We start from the raw sequence: 16291 nt of genomic DNA, 5'->3' as shown, positions 1-16291 counted from the left end.
GGATTAAGTGGTCACGGTTTTAAATTCGCCAGCGTATTAGGGGAAATAGTTACTCACTTCGGTAACAATCATCCTATTCCTTTTGATCTCACCCCCTTTTCTCTTACGCGGTTCAATTAACGTAAAATAATTTCAACCCTCGTGAATATTTATCGAGGGTTATCATTTTATTAACGATACGATTTTTCAATTCCAGTTTGAACAAGATCAATAGACTGGAATTTACGAATTGACAGCATTATAGAAAAGAATCTATGCTGGATACAGAAATCACAGGAGTGGTTTCGGCGCGTAATGTTACGCATGACAAGGACGTGGTATGAAAATTTGTATAATTGAACCCTGTGGTTTTACGCGTTTAGGAATTTTCTCTTATCTTATTGAAAATAACAGCCTCGATATTATCGACACTGTGAATATTTCTCACTCCCTCAATCTAATTCCTGAATTTCAACCTGATATTATTCTTGTGAATATGACAAACCATTGCCATAACGCAGAAGTATCTGAGGAATTAAAAGCGTTTTTTGAATTTTGTCAAAGCGCCCGAATATACTGCTACGTTGACGCCAGTTACCCGGATTCTGAAACACCGATTGCCGTTACCCGCGAAGTCTCTATTCTCAACAAGCAGGCACTCACCTCCCTCTTGCAGCAGATTGCAGCAGATCCCGAAGCATTTATGCCGATAAATAACTTCGGTTTGCCAAAAATGTTACTTAGCGATCAGGAAATTCTGGTAATGAGCTACTGGATGTCTGAGATGCCGAACTACCGCATTGCCAGAAAATTAAACATCAGCAGCCGTACAGTATATGTCCATAAACGACATCTGGCGCAGAAAATCGAAGTCCGTAACCGGCTGGAATTTTGTTTCATTTACAACCTGATAAAGTATTTATTCTGGCCCATTGATGATATTTCTGCGACGCCAATCAGCCGACAAATTAAAGACGACTTGCAGATGATTTACAAAACTTATAGCTAAACCTGCAAAAACCCTAAATGCCCTGATAATTCAGGGCATTTTATATCATGATATTCTTCACCCATCTTTTTAAAAATCTTGTTTTTATCCCTTCTCTCTCGCCAGGTTGCACTATGACGACAGAAGCCGACGATGGCCTTAATGTTAGCAGACTCATCTTGAGCAGCCTCACCAATGACAAGCATAATTTCTCGTCACGCGACTCCCACAAAAATCACAAACATCCTGCTTTCAGTGATTCGCTTAATGCATAAAAAAATTGAAATGTTTGCTCATCATTTTGAAGAGAAAAGCTAACTTTTATGTTCTGGCGGACCATCGCCCAGAAGCACGGCAATTTTGTGACCTGCCGCCGTAGGTTCAAGGGCTATCTTGAGCACAATCGTCAGCGGCACCGAAAGCAACATGCCGACCGGCCCCATCAGCCATCCCCAGAATATCAGCGACATAAAGACCACAAGCGTCGATAACCCCAATCCGCGCCCCAGAATTTTCGGATCAATAATGCTGCCGAAAATCAGATTGATGAGGATATAGCCCCCTGCCAGGATCAACCCTTCACTGAAACCGTTAAACAAAAATGCCTGAATGATCGGCGGAATAGCCGCGATAAAAGAACCAATATTGGGAATGTAATTCAGGGCGAAAGCCAGCATCCCCCACAGGAACGCAAAACGGATGCCGGTAACTGCCAGCAAGGCCCAAACTGCCAGCCCCGTCACCACACTTATCAGCGTTTTGATCACCAGATAGCGTGTCACGCTGTCCAGGGCACGCTGAATATTAGCCATTCCTTTGCCCGGGTCCTCAGACATCTGCTCCACTTTGTAGGGCAGTTGCGGGACTTCAAGCAGCATGAATGCCACGGTCATCAGCAGTAAGAACAGACCGGCCATGGCGTTGGACAAATAGCTGATTAACTTACTGACCATATTCAGCGTCGCCGCCGGATCGATGTAACTGGCCAGTTGCTCGGGAGATAACGTCAGTTCGCTTTGCGGAAACCTGGCCTCAATATCACTGAGTTTGTCGACAATAAGCCCGCGATATTGTGGCAATGTGCGGGCAAATTCATTGAGCGTCACCAGCAGTTTGGTGGTCAGAAAAACCATCATGCAAATAACCAGCGTTGCCACCAGCAAAACAGCGAGTGCCCGGGGCACCCGCCATTTTTCCAGTAAGACAATCAGCGGATTCAATACGAAAGCCAGAAACAGCGCCAGAATAAAGGGCACGATGATATCTGCAGCAGATTTAATCCCCGCGAAGATCACTACCAGCATCGCCATCATTACAACAATTTTCAGACCCTGAGTTGTCACGATCGTTTTACGCAAGCCTTTCTCTCCTGAAGCTGGCCGGATCCTTAGCGAGATTTCACCCACTCACGCAGACGCTGGATATGCAGATACAGCGCCGGAATAAACAGGATCCCCACCGTCGTGGATAGCAACATACCACTGAACACCGTAACGCCGATGATATGCCGACTCATGGCACCTGCACCGGATGCCATGACCAGCGGTAACACCCCGAGAATGAACGAGATTGCCGTCATCATTACCGCACGGAAACGCTGTTTCGCGCCGTCCTGCGCCGCTTCGCTGACAGATGCCCCCTCTTCTCTTCTGGCTTTTGAGAATTCAACAATCAGAATGGCATTTTTCGCCGCGAGGCCGATTAACAAGACCATACCAATCTGAGCATATACGTCGTTGCTCAGCCCCGCCATGTGCAGGCCGCCGATTGCACCAAACACCGCGAAAATCACAGAAATCATCACAACAAGAGGAATGCTCCAGCTTTCGTATTGCGCCACCAGAAACAGATACGCAAACAGCAGTGCCGCGGCATAGATAAGGATGGCCTGGCCACCAGCCTGAATTTCCTGCAATGACATGCCGGTCCATTCATAGCCGTAACCCGCAGGCAGCTTCTCGCTCAGGATATGTTCCATCTGCGCCATCGCCTCACCGGAACTGATGCCGGGTGCCGCCGAGCCGCTGATAGCCAGTGAAGGGAACTGATTATATTGCGTGATAAACGGTGCACCCAGCGACGGTGTCAGTTCAACCATCTTCGCCAGGCTAACCAGTGAGCCGTTGTCGCTGCGTACCGTGAGTGTGGATATCTGGTCTGCGCGCTGGCGATCTTCCATTTCGTTTTGCATCTGCACATTAAACAGGCGGTTATTGATGATGAAATCGCTGACGTTCACGCCACCAAGTGATGTCTGCAACGTACCGAAAATACGGCTGACCGGTACCTGTAACAGCGCCGCACGGTCACGATCCACACTCAGGGCGATTTCCGGCACGGATGCACTGAAGGTAGTAAACACACGGCTCAGATGAGGATCCTGGTTAGCGGCCTGGATCAGCGCCTGTCCGGTGACAGCCAGTTCCTGTGGCGATTGCCCCTGTAACGCCTGCAAACGTAAATCCAGCCCTGAGGCCGTACCTAATCCGGAAATCGCGGGCGGATTTATTGCCATAATCATTGCAGAGGGAATACCCGCCATCGCCGGTTGCAGGCGACCAATCACCTGATCCACACTGTCGCGATCGCCCCACGGCTTGAGCAATACGATACCAAAGGCGGCGTTTGGCGAACTCCCGCCACTCAGCAGGCTGAAGCCACTGATGGCGATCACATCCTCGACCGCCGGGTCTTTTTGCATAATCTGCTGCATCTGCCCGAGCACGGCATCGGTGCGGTTTAATGACGCCCCGTCGGGTAACTGCACATTCACGAAGAAGTAGCCCTGATCTTCATCCGGCAGGAAGGATTTTGGCAAACTGCTGTAGCCCCATACACAGGCTCCGCCGATCACCAGAACCGTTACAACGCTGGTGAACACATTTTTACTGATGCCCCGTGCGGCTTTCACATAGACATCGCGAACAGCGTCCAGCCCCTGATTAAACCAGTGGAAAACACGGGCCGGCTTCGCAGGTCGCGGCTTGAGAAGGGTTGCGCACAGCGCTGGGGTCAGGGTCAGCGCGTTGATACTTGAAAGAACAACGGCCGCCGACAGAGTGACAGCAAACTGACGATACAGCGCACCGGTAATACCCGGCAGAACCGCAATGGGCACAAATACCGCCAGCAGAACCACAGTAGTGGCGATGACCGGCCCGGCAATTTGCTTCAGAGCCTTGCGGGTTGCGGCCACACGCCCGAGCGACGGATCCTCCATCATCAGGCGCTCAACGTTTTCCACCACCACGATGGCGTCATCGACCACTACCGTCAGCGCCAAAATAATGGCAAACAAACTGAGGGTGTTGGCGGAATAGCCAAAGACATAAAGCACGGCAAACGTCCCCAGTAAAGACACCGGAATGGTCAGTGCGACGATGAATGTCGCCCGCATACTTTGCAGGAACAGATAAACAATCGACAGGACGACGACGAAGGTCAGTACCAGTGAAACGGCAATCTCATCAAGCGTAGCACTGACAAAACGAGTCGAGTCGAATTTGATTTCATAGGTAAGATCATCCGGGAAATTGCGTGCCTGACGCGACATTTCCTCCCGCACAGCATTCGCCACATTCAGCGCATTTGCCCCCGGTGCGGGATAGACTGACAGGAAGGCAGACGGCGTCTGATTCAGTGTCGCATTCACCTGATAATCCTGCGCACCCAGTTCAATACGCGCGACATCGCGCAAACGCACCGTACCGCCATGAGCATTTTTACGCACAATAATATTGCCGAACTCTTCCGGCGAACTCAGACGCCCCGCGCCGCTGATGGTCAGGGTTTGCTGCTGCATTGACGGACTCGGTGACGCGCCAATCTGCCCGGCCGCCGCCTGCACATTCTGATTCTGAATAGAGGCGCTGATTTCCATACTGCTGACATCCAGCGCTTCCATTTTGCGCGGGTCCAGCCAGATACGCATGCTGTAGTCACGGGAACCGAAAACCCGGACATCACCCACACCATCCACACGCGCCAGCGCATCACGCAACTGAATGCTGGCAAAGTTGCTGATAAACAGCATGTCATGGGTATTTTCCGGTGAAAGGAGGCTGATGCCCATCAGAATATTAGAAGCCTGTTTGCGCACCGACACGCCCGTATTCAGCACTTCCGGCGGAAGACGTGAGCTGACCTGTGAAATACGGTTTTGTACTTCAACAGCCGCCGTATCCGGATCCGTACCGCTGGCGAACGTAATAGTCAGGGTGTAGCTGCCGTTATTGCCGCTGTTCGACGACATATACAGCATGTTACTGACACCGTTAACCTGCGCCTCAATCGGCGCGGCAACGGATTCCGCTACGTCCCGTGCACTCGCACCGGGATAAATAGCACTGACTGACACCACGGGTGGCGTGATATCCGGATATTGCTCAACCGGAATGACCTTCAGGGCGACGGCACCGATCAGCGCCGTCACCAGCGCGATGACAACCGCAAAGCGGGGTCTTTTAATAAATTGCTGGAGCATCGTTATTCCTTAACGTTTCTTCGCGGCCATATCCGGGGCATCCGTAGCAGCCCGTGCATTCACTTCCATACCTGGCCGGATCCATTGCAGGCCTTCTGTCACAACTTTTTCTCCGCCCTGCAAACCCTCAATGACGAAATAGCCGTGTCCCGTTTGTGCACCAAGACGCACCGGGCGTGCTTCCACGCGCTGTCCGTCATTCACCAGCAAGACAAAGTGCCCTGCCGCATTTTGCTGCAAAGCCTGCGCAGGCAGTACCGGCAGAGAATGTCCGGAACGCGGCTCTGCGGCCACATTCACGGTGCCCCCCGGCAGCAAACGATGGTCTGGATTTGCCACGGTCAGCCTGACCGGCAAGGTCCCTGTTTGCGCATCAATACGATTGCCGAGGGATTCCAGCACGGGCGCTTTCATATAAGGTGAACCGTCCGATAAGCGCAGAGAAAGCGTCATGTTATCGGCAGAGAAAGCGTCTTCCAGCGTGCCACTGCTGTGGCTGGCACTGAGAACATCACGTTCATTCACTGAAATCACCACACGTACCGGATCGAGTTGCACGATTTCCGTGAGTGCACCGCTGGCCGGATTCACCAGACTGCCGGTATGAAAATGGCTCACGCCGATGCGCCCTGCAATGGGCGCCGTAATGCGGGTATAGCTTAGTTGCAGTTCCTGCGTTTTTAACGCCGCCTGCGCCTGCGCGACAGCCGCACGGGCGGTATCACGGGCAGCCAGCGCGGTATCGACATCAGACTGGCTGACGGTACGCGCATCACCGAGACGCTGTATGCGGTTCAGATGGGTTTGTGCATGGCGTGCGGTAGCATTGGCGCTGTCGAGCTGGGCTTTGGCCTGAGCGACAGCCGCCTGATGCAAGGCGGGATCGATTTCATACAAGACGTCGCCGGCATTCACAAACTGCCCCTCCTCAAAGGCCCGGCGGGCGATAAATCCTTCAGTCCGGCTGGTCACATTGACGGCCTGAACAGCTTCAAGACGCCCGAGATAGGTCCGGCTGACGCCATCAGGTTGAGTGGTGATGGTCTCAGTGGTCACTGTCGGCAAAGGCTGCGCCGCCACGCGGGTCAGGGGGAATAATAATGTTGTCAGCAGCACTGGCACTGCCATAAAACGGCTCATTGCAGGAAACATATGTCACTCTCCATGTGATGTCGGATGGTGCTCTTTTAATTCAGCTAAAGCGCCCACACCGGCAAACATCAAATATTAATCTATAAAAAAATTCCTAATCAGGATTATTGAGAATTATAAATATTGTCTGATATCACAAACTGATCTCGATCACCTCGAGAATCAACCTTTAACATATTTACGTTTTATTTAAGAAACATTTAGATTGATAGCCTGAATAACAAAACTTCATGTTCACATAAAATGACCGGCTAATGAAAAGCATCAACAAGGATTAATCACTCCTGAAATCATTATTTTTACTCAAATTTTTAGTATCAGGATTAACTTTACCTTCGATGACAAAACCTTACAGACCCCTGTCATCACTGAAATCGATATAATCAAAACCGCCGTAAGATAACAAAAGCAAAAGCACTGAAGGAAACCTTCCTGATACCATCAAAAATAATGAACAAGTTAAATTAATCGGTTAATTTGAAAATAATAGTTTGCCAATATGTTTCCAAATGTTTATTTTCCACAAACACCCTCTTCACTGAGAACATCATCTTATGCTGTGGAAAAATACACCTGCACGCTTTGGCCATATTTCAGTGTTAATTCACTGGCTCATCGCTGTGGCCGTTTATGGTTTATTTGCACTGGGATTATGGATGGTCGGATTGGGCTATTACGACACCTGGTATCACCGTGCACCGGAAATACATAAAAGTATCGGCATCCTGATTTTTGCTGCGATGGTATTTCGTCTTGCCTGGCGGTTTATTTCTCCGCCACCTAAGCCGCTGGCAAGCTACAGCGTGAAAACGCGTATTGGCGCCTGGCTGGCTCATGTTCTGCTGTTCATCGGCCTGTTCGGCATTCTGATCAGCGGTTATCTGATTTCGACGGCTGAAGGTCAGCCTGTCAGTGTCTTCGGCTGGTTTGAGATCCCTGCCACACTGTCTGGACTGGAACAACAGGCCGATATCGCGGGCACGCTGCATCTGTGGATGGCGTGGGGCATTGTGATCATCTCAGGTTTTCACGCCCTTGCCGCGCTTAAACATCATTTCATCGATCGTGACAGCACCCTGACCCGCATGCTGGGGCGCTGATCCGGCTCACGGTCAGCTCTTTACTTATGTTGTTCATATTATGGATAAACGGAGAATAACCATGTTGAAAAAGACCACTCTGGGTTTAACCCTGGCGTCGCTGTTACTGGCGGCGGGTTCGGCAACGGCAGCCAGCTACAAGATCGACAAAGAAGGTCAGCACGCTTTTATTGAATTCCGTATCAAGCATTTAGGGTACAGCTGGCTGTACGGCAGCTTTAATGATTTCGATGGCGGATTCACTTTTGATGAGAAAGATCCCGCTGCGGATAAAGTGAATGTCACGATTAACACCACCAGCGTATTCACCAATCACGCCGAACGTGACAAACATTTGCGCAGCGCTGAATTCCTGAATGTTGGCAAACATCCGCAGGCCACATTCAAATCAACGTCAGTGAAGAAAGAAGGTGAAAATCTGGCAGTGACTGGCGATTTCACGCTGAACGGCGTCACCAAACCTTTAACGTTACAGGCTAAGTTGCTCGGTCAGGGCAAGGATCCATGGGGCGGTTATCGTGCAGGTTTTGAAGCGGCAGGGTCCATCGCGCTGAAGGATTATGGAATTACTACCGATCTCGGTCCGGCATCGCAGAATGTCGAGCTGATTATTTCGGTCGAGGGTGTGCAGGAGAAGTAATCCCCTTCCCTCAACGTATAAAGCCCTGAATCGCTGCCGCCATTCAGGGCTTTTTTATACACGCCGGTCAGTCGTTTTCAGGTGCCGGAATATGCATGGTGGTTTGCAATAAGCCTTTGGACTTATTGAATATTTTTATGCCATTCTCACGACCCGCGCGCAATGCACGTTGTTCTTCTACTGGCAGCTTCAGCTCTGTCATACAGATTTCGCTGCAACAGCCGTCAAATTTCGCCGCACACGTCGGGCACTGAATAAACAGCAGATGGCAGCCGTCGTTTTTGCAGTTGGTATGGTTATCGCAGGCCACACCGCACTGGTGACAGTGTGCAATCACGTCATCGGAAATACGCTCGCCCATACGTTCATCAAAGACAAAGTTTTTGCCTTTAAATTTTACCGGTAACCCCTGCTCTTTGGCACGGCGTGCATATTCGATAATACCGCCTTCCACGTGATAGACGTTTTTAAAACCGTTATGCAACATGTACGCGCTGGCTTTCTCACAGCGAATGCCGCCAGTGCAATACATCACGATTTTTTTGTCTTTGTCTTCTTTAAGCATATCAACGGCCATAGGCAGTTGATCGCGGAAAGTGTCAGACGGGACTTCAATCGCATTATCAAAATGCCCCACTTCGTATTCGTAGTGGTTGCGCATATCGACAAACAATGTGTCCGGATCGTCAATCATGGCGTTGACCTGTTCGGCTTTCAGGTACTCACCCACATTTGACGGGTCGAAAGAATCATCATCAATCCCGTCCGCGACAATGCGGTCACGCACTTTGAGACGCAACACCCAGAAGGATTTACCATCATCTTCCAGCGCGACATTCAGGCGGATCTGATCCAGCGCCGGATGGCTGGAAAACAGCACGGTTTTGAACGCTTCAAACTGGCTTTGCGGCACGCTGATTTGTGCGTTAATCCCTTCTTTTGCCACGTAAATACGGCCAAATACGTTAAGGCGTGTCAGGCTGACGTACAGGGCGTCACGAAAGGCTTTTGGATCTTCGAGCTGGAAATACTTATAAAAAGAAACCGTAGTGCGGGGCTCAGTTTCAGCCAACATGCGCGCACGCAGTTCCTCATTAGAAATACGGTTATGTAACACTGGCATGGTGTACGTTCCTGTCTTTCAGGGGAATTTAACTATTGATACCGAATAGCTACTTTTGAAGCGGCAAGATTATACATTAAAGCAACAATGAGGACATCTCCCGTTGCAAATTCGTCAGGAGAAAAACACCTGCTGTACATTGCCCATTTTTGAAATGCGATAACCTATTCTTAGTTGTTATCTATTCTTGTAGTCCATCACCACGCTGAATTTTAAGGGGCATGAAACATGAGTAAGCTTTTTGAACCGATTTCCTTAGGGAAGCTGACACTCGCTAACCGCATCGTGATCGCGCCAATGTGCCAGTATTCATCCGACGAAGGGAAAGCCACGTCCTGGCATCACGCGCATCTCGGGCAGTTATCCTTTTCAGGTGCGGGTTTGCTGATCCTGGAAGCGACCGCTGTCGAGGCCGTGGGGCGTATCTCGGCTCAGGATCTGGGCTTGTGGGACGATGCAACCGAAGCGGCCATGAAGGATTTAGTGACCGGCTTACGTGAAAACAGCGATATGCCACTTGGCCTGCAACTCGGACATGCGGGACGTAAAGCGTCGTGTGCTGCGCCGTGGCAAGGCGGAGCACAAATCGCCCAGTCAGCGGGTGGCTGGCAGACGATTGCGCCTTCCGCCGTCGCCTTCACCGAAGGCACTGAGGCCCCGCAGGCAATGTCGCTGGAGCGAATCGCTGAGCTGAAAAAAGCCTATGTCGATACAGTCCGTCGCGCCGACCGTCTGGACTTTGATCTGCTGGAACTGCACGGCGCTCACGGTTATCTGCTGCACCAGTTCCTGTCGCCACTTTCAAACCAGCGCACCGACCAGTACGGCGGCTCACTGGAAAACCGTATGCGCCTGCTGCTGGAGATCTTCGGGGAAATCCGTGCGGCATTCCCGGCAGAAAAACCGATTGGTGTGCGTATTTCCGCCACCGACTGGGTGGAGGGAGGCTGGGATCTGGAGCAATCCATTGAACTCGCCAAAGCGCTTGATGAACTGGGTTGCAGCTACATTCACGTCTCCAGCGGCGGTCTGAGTCCGCATCAGAAAATCACCGTCGGCCCGAACTATCAGGTGCCATTTGCTGATGGCATTAAGCGTTATGTGAAAATGCCGGTGATCGCTGTGGGTCTGATCACTGAACCGGAACAGGCGGAAGCCATTATCGGCACCGGACAGGCAGACATGATTGCTCTGGCACGCGGTATTTTGTATAACCCGCGCTGGCCCTGGCATGCAGCGGCAAAACTGGGGGAAAAAGTGGCCGCGCCGAAACAGTACTGGCGCAGCGAACCGCATAGCGTCAAAGGCCTTTTCCTGCCGGAATAATAACCAGATTTAAGATTAACGCGAAAGTCGCCAGAAAGGGGATTTTGCAAACGTGATCACGGGCGGCCCGACAGCCGCCCGTTTCATTGACAAAAAGACATTCTCTATTGATATTTGAATTGATGGTGAATGAATATGCCGGGACATTAATGAGAATTCGTTTTGTTTTTCATTCACTCAACCTATAAATAAATGAGGTATTAGTGCCGTGAATTTTCACCTCACATCAAAAAAATGCCACAATATGTCACTTTGCTGCAGAAGATAACGGACAACACATATTCCGGATGAATATGTGTGCGTGTTTCTGTGGCAGGCTGCTGCATTAGACAGAGCTTATAAACTTTCTACTTCGACTCACTGACGCAGAGATTCTATGACTCAGGTACCAACCTTTAATCGTTCGTTACTGCACCCTCGTTACTGGATCACCTGGATGGGTCTGGGACTGCTTTATGCACTGGTGTTACTGCCTTATCCGGTTATTTATCGCATCGGTACCGGGCTAGGTCGCTTCTCAATGCGCTTCCTGAAACGTCGCTATAAAATCGCCAGACGCAATATCGAATTGTGTTTCCCGGATATGCGTCCGGAACAGCGCGAAGATATGATTGTGAAAAATTTCGAATCCGTCGGCATGGGGTTGTTTGAAACCGGCATGGCGTGGTTCTGGCCAGACTGGCGCATCGAGCGCTGGTTTAAAGTCAGCGGTCTGGAACATATCCAGCATGCGCGTGATAACAAGCAAGGCGTTCTGCTGATCGGTGTACATTTCCTGACGCTGGAACTGGGTGCACGTATCTTTGGTATCCATAATCCTGGCGTGGGGGTTTACCGTCCTCACGATAACAAGCTGATGGATTGGATCCAGACCAAAGGCCGAATGCGCTCGAATAAAGGGATGCTGGATCGCAAAGATCTCAAAGGGATGATCCGCAGCCTCAAGCAAGGCGACATCATCTGGTACGCGCCTGATCATGACTACGGCCCGCGCGCCAGCGTATTTGTACCGTTCTTCGCGGTCGATAAAGCCGCCACCACCACCGGGACATATCTGCTGGCACGCATGGGCAAACCGGCAATTATTCCCTTCACTCCGCGCCGTCTGCCGAAAGGGGAAGGTTATGAGATGATTATTCACCCTCAGGTCGCTGACTTCCCGCTGGATGATGAAGTGGTTGCCGCCACGTATATGAATAAAGTGGTGGAAAACGAGATCTGTCAGGCGCCGGAGCAATATATGTGGCTGCACCGTCGCTTTAAAACACGCCCGCAAGGTGAGCCTTCGCTCTATAAAGCCCTTAGCGATTAATCACCCGGAACCGGTCCGGCAGCCGCAGGTCCGGTTTTTTTGATTTGCTTCATCAGTTTTTTTCACAGACTTCTTCAAACTTATCAGATTTGATCCCACCCGATTTAGGCCAATACTCTCTCCATAATTTCTGCATGTGATTACTCCGCTGATTTTGGAGCCGCGTGCCTCCCGCCTCTTAAAGGCATGTTACCTTTGCAAGGAACACATTATGTTGGCAAAACTGAACTCCGCTTTTACCCGTGCTGTTGATCATCAGAACTTTGGTAAACTTTTGTTGCGTCTGACTTTTGGTATTTTAGTTTTATTCCATGGTGTAGCAAAAATGGAAAATGGCGTGGGCTGGATTGCACAGATGTTACAGGCTGATGGCCTGCCGGGCTTTATTGCTTACGGTGCGTACATCGGTGAAGTGATTGCGCCGGTTCTGATTATTCTGGGCATCTTGACCCGCCCTGCCGCTCTGGTGCTGGCATTCAACATTTTAGTGGCAGTTTTCCTGGTCGTGGGTGGCAAATTTTTCACCGTTACTGAAGTCGGTGCATGGGGGCTGGAAGGTGAAGCTCTGTACTTCTTTGGTGGTCTGGTCATCATGTTCCTGGGCAGCGGCCGTTACTCTGTCATGAAGAACGAAGCCCTGCGCTAAGATCCGGTTTTAGTATTGCGTTTTTAATTCTTTGTCTGTCGCGGTCAGCCTCCTTGCTGACCGTTTTTTTGGCTTTCATCTGCTCTCCCTCACTCCTCAAGACTTTTTGAACCTGTATTTCACTTCGCTTGTTACAGTTCGTTAACATCATTGAAGTGAATGATAATTAGGCGCATAATTATTAAGCCAATTGATTGTTACTTATGCTCTGCCTTGTTTCTTTGTGTCATTCCAGAGCGAATCTGACCTCTTTCTTCGGTATTTTATGACTTCGGCCTCTGAACCTGAAATCGCCCCAGATCCCATTAACTGGAAACGTAATCTGTTTGTCGCCTGGATCGGTTGCTTCCTGACCGGTGCCGCATTCAGTCTGATCATGCCCTTCCTGCCCCTTTACGTGGAAACCCTCGGCGTAACCGGTCATGAATCCCTGAATATGTGGTCGGGTCTGGTTTTCAGTATCACCTTCTTGTTTTCCGCCATCGCCTCCCCCTTCTGGGGCGGACTCGCGGACCGTAAAGGCCGCAAAATCATGCTGCTGCGATCCGCACTCGGCATGTCCATCGTCATGGTATTAATGGGCTTCGCGCAGAATATCTGGCAGTTCCTGATTCTTCGCGCGTTACTTGGCTTGCTGGGTGGATTTGTTCCCAATGCTAACGCGCTGATCGCCACACAAATCCCGCGCAATAAAAGCGGCTGGGCGCTGGGTACGTTATCAACTGGCGGTGTCAGCGGTGCGCTGCTCGGGCCACTGGTCGGAGGGTTGCTGGCGGACAGCTATGGTTTGCGTCCGGTGTTCTTTATCACCGCGTCGGTGCTGTTTTTGTGTTTCATCATGACGCTTTATTTTATCCGTGAGCAGTTTGTCCCGGTGAGCAAAAAAGACATGCTGAACCGTAAGCAGGTCTTTGCCTCGCTGAAAAATCCTAAACTGGTGCTGTGTTTGTTTGTCACCACCATGATTATTCAGGTGGCGACGGGTTCGATTGCGCCGATCCTGACGCTTTACGTACGGGAGCTGGCCGGTAATACACAAAACCTGGCGTTTATCAGCGGCATGATTGCTTCGGTACCTGGCGTGGCCGCGCTGATGAGTGCACCGCGTTTAGGCAAACTCGGCGACCGGATTGGCCCCGAGCGGATCCTGGTGGCGATGATGGCGTTATCTGTGTTGTTGCTGATCCCGATGGCCCTGGTACAAACACCCCTGCAACTGGGTATTTTGCGTTTTCTGCTGGGTGCCTGCGATGGCGCATTGCTGCCGGCCGTTCAGACCCTGCTCATCTATAACTGCACTAATCAGGTAGCAGGACGGGTATTCAGCTACAACCAGTCGTTCCGTGATGTGGGCAATGTCACCGGTCCGTTACTGGGTGCGGCGGTCTCAGCCAGTTACGGCTTCCGGACGGTTTTTTTTGTTACGGCGATGGTGGTGTTATTCAACGCGGGATATTCGTACTGGTGTCTGCAACGCCGGCCTCATCAGGCCATGATTGACTAAATTCCAGCCGACGAAGCAGCAACAGGCTTATTGAGATTTTTCTGCCAGCGGCGGCACTGGCATGTAATCCGGCACCTCGACGACGGCCAGACGCACTTCGTAATGCTTGCCTGCCGTTGTAGCCGGAAGTACCGACGTCAGTTTCTGAATAGTTTCAGTCGGGTTATCACTGGCTACGCTGGCACAGAACAGTTGCCCCGGATGGCAAAAGCCGACCATCATTGGCGGCGGTGGCAGCATGCCCTCACCGTGGAAGGGTGGCAACCCGTGCGGCTGTTCTATCGGTGATTGGGGATGTGTATTTTCAGCCGCGGTACTGGCCACGCTGAATAATACGCCAAGGCCACACAGCGGCATGAGCAAAACGCGGGAAAGAGTCTTCATAACATTCACCTTATCTTGAGAAGTCAGAATCACTTTATGCCTCAAACGCTGCCCGTGTAGCCGGTTTGCTAAACTTTTACCCTCTCCCCTCACAGCCTTTGCAAAGCTGAAATTCCGCTGACATTCGCGCCTATGCCGTCCAGTCCCGCAAAGCCAGCACCACCCTATAACCGTCAATATCCTCGAAGGTTTTACCGCATTCATCCCAGTAGGGATTAAACGAAGGCACGACGATAAAACCGGCCTGCAGCATCCGTTCGCACTGCGTCAGCCACTGCTGATTATCAGGAATATAGAACACCAGGAGATTATCTTCGGTGGGCGCTCGCCCCACGGAGGAACCGTGATGATGGGTAAACTCGAGATGATAATGATGATGCGGATGCCCGACCAGCACGCCATCAAACCCCTGGTGGTCACTAAAACTGCCGATGATGTCGAAACCCAGCCCCTGCGAATACATGCGGGCTACCTGCTCAAGATTGTCCGTCGGGCGCGCCACCCGTAATACTGATTGTCGTGAAACCATGTGCACTCCCGTTTTTTAAACCGCCGCAAAGTCGCCAGCGAGAAATTGAGAATAGCAGAAATAAATCCGACTGATTTAGTCTGAAAACTTGCATCCTGTCAGTTATAGACAACAATCATTTAATCAGGTTTTCCCCTGTCAGATGGCCGTTACTTGTTCATTAATAACGCTATTTGCTGCACAACCATTAACAGTTTCAACTCAGGAGACAACAATGAGCATGTATGCAACGCTGGAAGAAGCTATTGATGCCGCCCGCGAAGAATTCCTTGAAGCCGCGCAGGATAGGATCCATGACGACGAAGAGCCAGTTCCGGACCAGTTTAATCTGCAGAAATACATCATGCAGGATGGCGATGTGATGTGGCAGGCGGAATTCCTCAGCGGCGAAGGTGATTCCATCGATGCGCTGACGTTCCGCAGCGGTGCGGCGGCGCAGGCTATCTTTGATGAGGACTATGATCAGATAGAACTCGAAGAAGAATGGCAGGAAGAAGCCACGTTGTATGAATGGGATGAAGGTGAATACCAGCATGAACCGCCGCTGGATACTGAAGAAGGTAAAGCGGCAGCTGAAGAATGGGACGATGAAGACGAGTATCCGGGTCGTGATATTGATTAAGTGATTTTATTCGTAAGGCCCGTGGCGGGCGTCAACCGGCAGCATGAAAGTGTCGACAATCATCGACAGCGGAACATCGATGACGGTGACATAACGCCACGGACTGTCCCGCAAATCCCACTGCACACCGGGATAATACTGGTTGCCATGCCCCTGTCCCGGCACAGTCCGGCTGATAATACTGCCGCATCCGGTCAGTACCGTCGCCACTAACGCCAGCACGCATCCGCGAAAAATAACCCGATTAATCACTCACCCAACCTGTCGATTCAATTCAAAAGAGGCACATTCAGAAGCGCTGAATAGCGCTGTCAGCTTATCATGCACAGCGCCTGCCTTATGTTAAGGCGAGGTAAAATTCCTGCATGACCTGCTAAAGAGTAACCCGTCTTTCATCACAAAGAAAACGGGCAGTATGTTTTCACATACTGCCCGTTTTTTTATTCACTCCATGTCATTTTCAGGCGGGTTTAACTTCCAGCGTCTGAGTGACAGGGAATGCC

General features: G+C 50.8%; 16 protein-coding genes and 1 pseudogene. 9 read left to right on the top strand and 8 right to left on the bottom strand.

What is annotated here, in order from left to right:
* Together solA and AC1DUO_RS21450 are read left to right on the top strand one after the other, a co-directional pair.
* Nucleotides 1-120, top strand: a pseudogene (gene solA, locus AC1DUO_RS21455) (N-methyl-L-tryptophan oxidase); the annotation flags it as partial.
* A gap of 199 nt (nt 121-319) precedes the next feature.
* Nucleotides 320-988, top strand: a complete 669-nt coding sequence (locus AC1DUO_RS21450; RefSeq protein WP_477988659.1) for a LuxR C-terminal-related transcriptional regulator — start codon at nt 320-322, stop codon at nt 986-988.
* On the opposite strand, the gene AC1DUO_RS21445 is transcribed toward AC1DUO_RS21450, so the two are convergent.
* The 4 genes from AC1DUO_RS21445 to AC1DUO_RS21430 all read right to left on the bottom strand — a co-directional run bounded on the left by AC1DUO_RS21445 (nt 985) and on the right by AC1DUO_RS21430 (nt 6602).
* On the bottom strand, nt 985-1173 hold the full coding sequence (locus AC1DUO_RS21445; protein ID WP_041673160.1) for a hypothetical protein: 189 nt from the start codon (nt 1171-1173) through the stop codon (nt 985-987). The two genes, AC1DUO_RS21450 and AC1DUO_RS21445, sit on opposite strands and share 4 nt — an antisense overlap.
* A 108-nt stretch (nt 1174-1281) precedes the next feature.
* Nucleotides 1282-2325 carry an AI-2E family transporter gene (locus AC1DUO_RS21440; RefSeq protein ID WP_126124254.1) on the bottom strand — a complete coding sequence of 348 codons (1044 nt, stop codon included), beginning with the start codon at nt 2323-2325 and terminating at the stop codon, nt 1282-1284.
* A 29-nt stretch (nt 2326-2354) separates the two neighbouring features.
* Nucleotides 2355-5450, bottom strand: coding sequence for an efflux RND transporter permease subunit (locus AC1DUO_RS21435; protein WP_119261817.1), 3096 nt, complete (start codon nt 5448-5450; stop codon nt 2355-2357).
* A 9-nt stretch (nt 5451-5459) separates the two neighbouring features.
* Nucleotides 5460-6602, bottom strand: a complete 1143-nt coding sequence (locus AC1DUO_RS21430) for an efflux RND transporter periplasmic adaptor subunit (protein ID WP_112198447.1) — start codon at nt 6600-6602, stop codon at nt 5460-5462.
* Between the two features lie 554 nt (nt 6603-7156).
* Here AC1DUO_RS21430 and AC1DUO_RS21425 point away from each other — a divergent pair.
* Together AC1DUO_RS21425 and AC1DUO_RS21420 are read left to right on the top strand one after the other, a co-directional pair.
* Nucleotides 7157-7702: a cytochrome b gene (locus tag AC1DUO_RS21425; RefSeq protein WP_013576265.1), complete on the top strand. Its 546-nt coding sequence runs from the start codon at nt 7157-7159 to the stop codon at nt 7700-7702.
* A gap of 64 nt (nt 7703-7766) precedes the next feature.
* A complete protein-coding gene (locus tag AC1DUO_RS21420; RefSeq protein ID WP_015690191.1) occupies nt 7767-8342 on the top strand; it encodes a YceI family protein in 576 nt (191 codons plus the stop codon).
* A 67-nt stretch (nt 8343-8409) separates the two neighbouring features.
* Here the strand turns inward: AC1DUO_RS21420 and trhO are convergent, their stop codons facing one another.
* Entirely contained in the window at nt 8410-9465 is a 1056-nt protein-coding gene (gene trhO / locus AC1DUO_RS21415) for an oxygen-dependent tRNA uridine(34) hydroxylase TrhO (protein WP_013576267.1), read from the bottom strand.
* Nucleotides 9466-9693: 228 nt separating this feature from the next.
* Here trhO and AC1DUO_RS21410 point away from each other — a divergent pair, with 228 nt between their 5' ends.
* The 4 genes from AC1DUO_RS21410 (at nt 9694) to mdtG (ending at nt 14253) form a co-directional block, all read left to right on the top strand.
* Nucleotides 9694-10791, top strand: coding sequence for an NADH:flavin oxidoreductase/NADH oxidase (locus tag AC1DUO_RS21410; RefSeq protein WP_119261818.1), 1098 nt, complete (start codon nt 9694-9696; stop codon nt 10789-10791).
* 376 nt (nt 10792-11167) lie between these two features.
* Nucleotides 11168-12103 carry a Kdo(2)-lipid IV(A) acyltransferase gene (locus tag AC1DUO_RS21405; protein ID WP_013576269.1) on the top strand — a complete coding sequence of 312 codons (936 nt, stop codon included), beginning with the start codon at nt 11168-11170 and terminating at the stop codon, nt 12101-12103.
* Between the two features lie 211 nt (nt 12104-12314).
* A complete protein-coding gene (locus tag AC1DUO_RS21400) occupies nt 12315-12749 on the top strand; it encodes a DoxX family protein (RefSeq protein WP_013576270.1) in 435 nt (144 codons plus the stop codon).
* A 265-nt stretch (nt 12750-13014) separates the two neighbouring features.
* Nucleotides 13015-14253, top strand: a complete 1239-nt coding sequence (gene mdtG / locus AC1DUO_RS21395) for a multidrug efflux MFS transporter MdtG (protein ID WP_013576271.1) — start codon at nt 13015-13017, stop codon at nt 14251-14253.
* Nucleotides 14254-14280: 27 nt separating this feature from the next.
* On the opposite strand, the gene AC1DUO_RS21390 is transcribed toward mdtG, so the two are convergent.
* Both AC1DUO_RS21390 and AC1DUO_RS21385 read right to left on the bottom strand, forming a co-directional pair.
* Nucleotides 14281-14637, bottom strand: coding sequence for a hypothetical protein (locus AC1DUO_RS21390; protein WP_013576272.1), 357 nt, complete (start codon nt 14635-14637; stop codon nt 14281-14283).
* Nucleotides 14638-14767: 130 nt separating this feature from the next.
* Entirely contained in the window at nt 14768-15166 is a 399-nt protein-coding gene (locus AC1DUO_RS21385) for a VOC family protein (RefSeq protein WP_013576273.1), read from the bottom strand.
* Nucleotides 15167-15380: 214 nt separating this feature from the next.
* Between AC1DUO_RS21385 and AC1DUO_RS21380 the strand changes: the two genes are divergently transcribed.
* Nucleotides 15381-15788, top strand: coding sequence for a MysB family protein (locus tag AC1DUO_RS21380; protein ID WP_013576274.1), 408 nt, complete (start codon nt 15381-15383; stop codon nt 15786-15788).
* Between the two features lie 6 nt (nt 15789-15794).
* Here AC1DUO_RS21380 and AC1DUO_RS21375 read toward each other — a convergent pair whose 3' ends face one another.
* The gene (locus tag AC1DUO_RS21375) at nt 15795-16040 is read right to left on the bottom strand and encodes a YceK/YidQ family lipoprotein (protein ID WP_013576275.1); all 246 of its coding nucleotides are present in this window, start codon (nt 16038-16040) and stop codon (nt 15795-15797) included.
* Nucleotides 16041-16291: the final 251 nt, after the last annotated feature.

The sequence above is a fragment of the Rahnella sp. P4_A8 genome (genome assembly GCF_056402435.1).
The sequence above is the reverse complement of the archived record's forward strand: the minus strand, read 5'-3'. Positions and strand labels throughout refer to the sequence as shown.

What these genes read in the sequence shown, in the direction of transcription:
- AC1DUO_RS21450 (WP_477988659.1), top strand. Translation starts at nt 320, where the DNA reads ATGAAAATTTGTATAATTGAACCCTGTGGTTTTACGCGTTTAGGAATT.
- AC1DUO_RS21445 (WP_041673160.1), bottom strand. Translation starts at nt 1,173, where the DNA reads ATGCTTGTCATTGGTGAGGCTGCTCAAGATGAGTCTGCTAACATTAAG.
- AC1DUO_RS21435 (WP_119261817.1), bottom strand. Translation starts at nt 5,450, where the DNA reads ATGCTCCAGCAATTTATTAAAAGACCCCGCTTTGCGGTTGTCATCGCG.
- AC1DUO_RS21430 (WP_112198447.1), bottom strand. Translation starts at nt 6,602, where the DNA reads ATGTTTCCTGCAATGAGCCGTTTTATGGCAGTGCCAGTGCTGCTGACA.
- AC1DUO_RS21425 (WP_013576265.1), top strand. Translation starts at nt 7,157, where the DNA reads ATGCTGTGGAAAAATACACCTGCACGCTTTGGCCATATTTCAGTGTTA.
- trhO (WP_013576267.1), bottom strand. Translation starts at nt 9,465, where the DNA reads ATGCCAGTGTTACATAACCGTATTTCTAATGAGGAACTGCGTGCGCGC.
- AC1DUO_RS21410 (WP_119261818.1), top strand. Translation starts at nt 9,694, where the DNA reads ATGAGTAAGCTTTTTGAACCGATTTCCTTAGGGAAGCTGACACTCGCT.
- AC1DUO_RS21405 (WP_013576269.1), top strand. Translation starts at nt 11,168, where the DNA reads ATGACTCAGGTACCAACCTTTAATCGTTCGTTACTGCACCCTCGTTAC.
- AC1DUO_RS21400 (WP_013576270.1), top strand. Translation starts at nt 12,315, where the DNA reads ATGTTGGCAAAACTGAACTCCGCTTTTACCCGTGCTGTTGATCATCAG.
- mdtG (WP_013576271.1), top strand. Translation starts at nt 13,015, where the DNA reads ATGACTTCGGCCTCTGAACCTGAAATCGCCCCAGATCCCATTAACTGG.
- AC1DUO_RS21390 (WP_013576272.1), bottom strand. Translation starts at nt 14,637, where the DNA reads ATGAAGACTCTTTCCCGCGTTTTGCTCATGCCGCTGTGTGGCCTTGGC.
- AC1DUO_RS21385 (WP_013576273.1), bottom strand. Translation starts at nt 15,166, where the DNA reads ATGGTTTCACGACAATCAGTATTACGGGTGGCGCGCCCGACGGACAAT.
- AC1DUO_RS21380 (WP_013576274.1), top strand. Translation starts at nt 15,381, where the DNA reads ATGAGCATGTATGCAACGCTGGAAGAAGCTATTGATGCCGCCCGCGAA.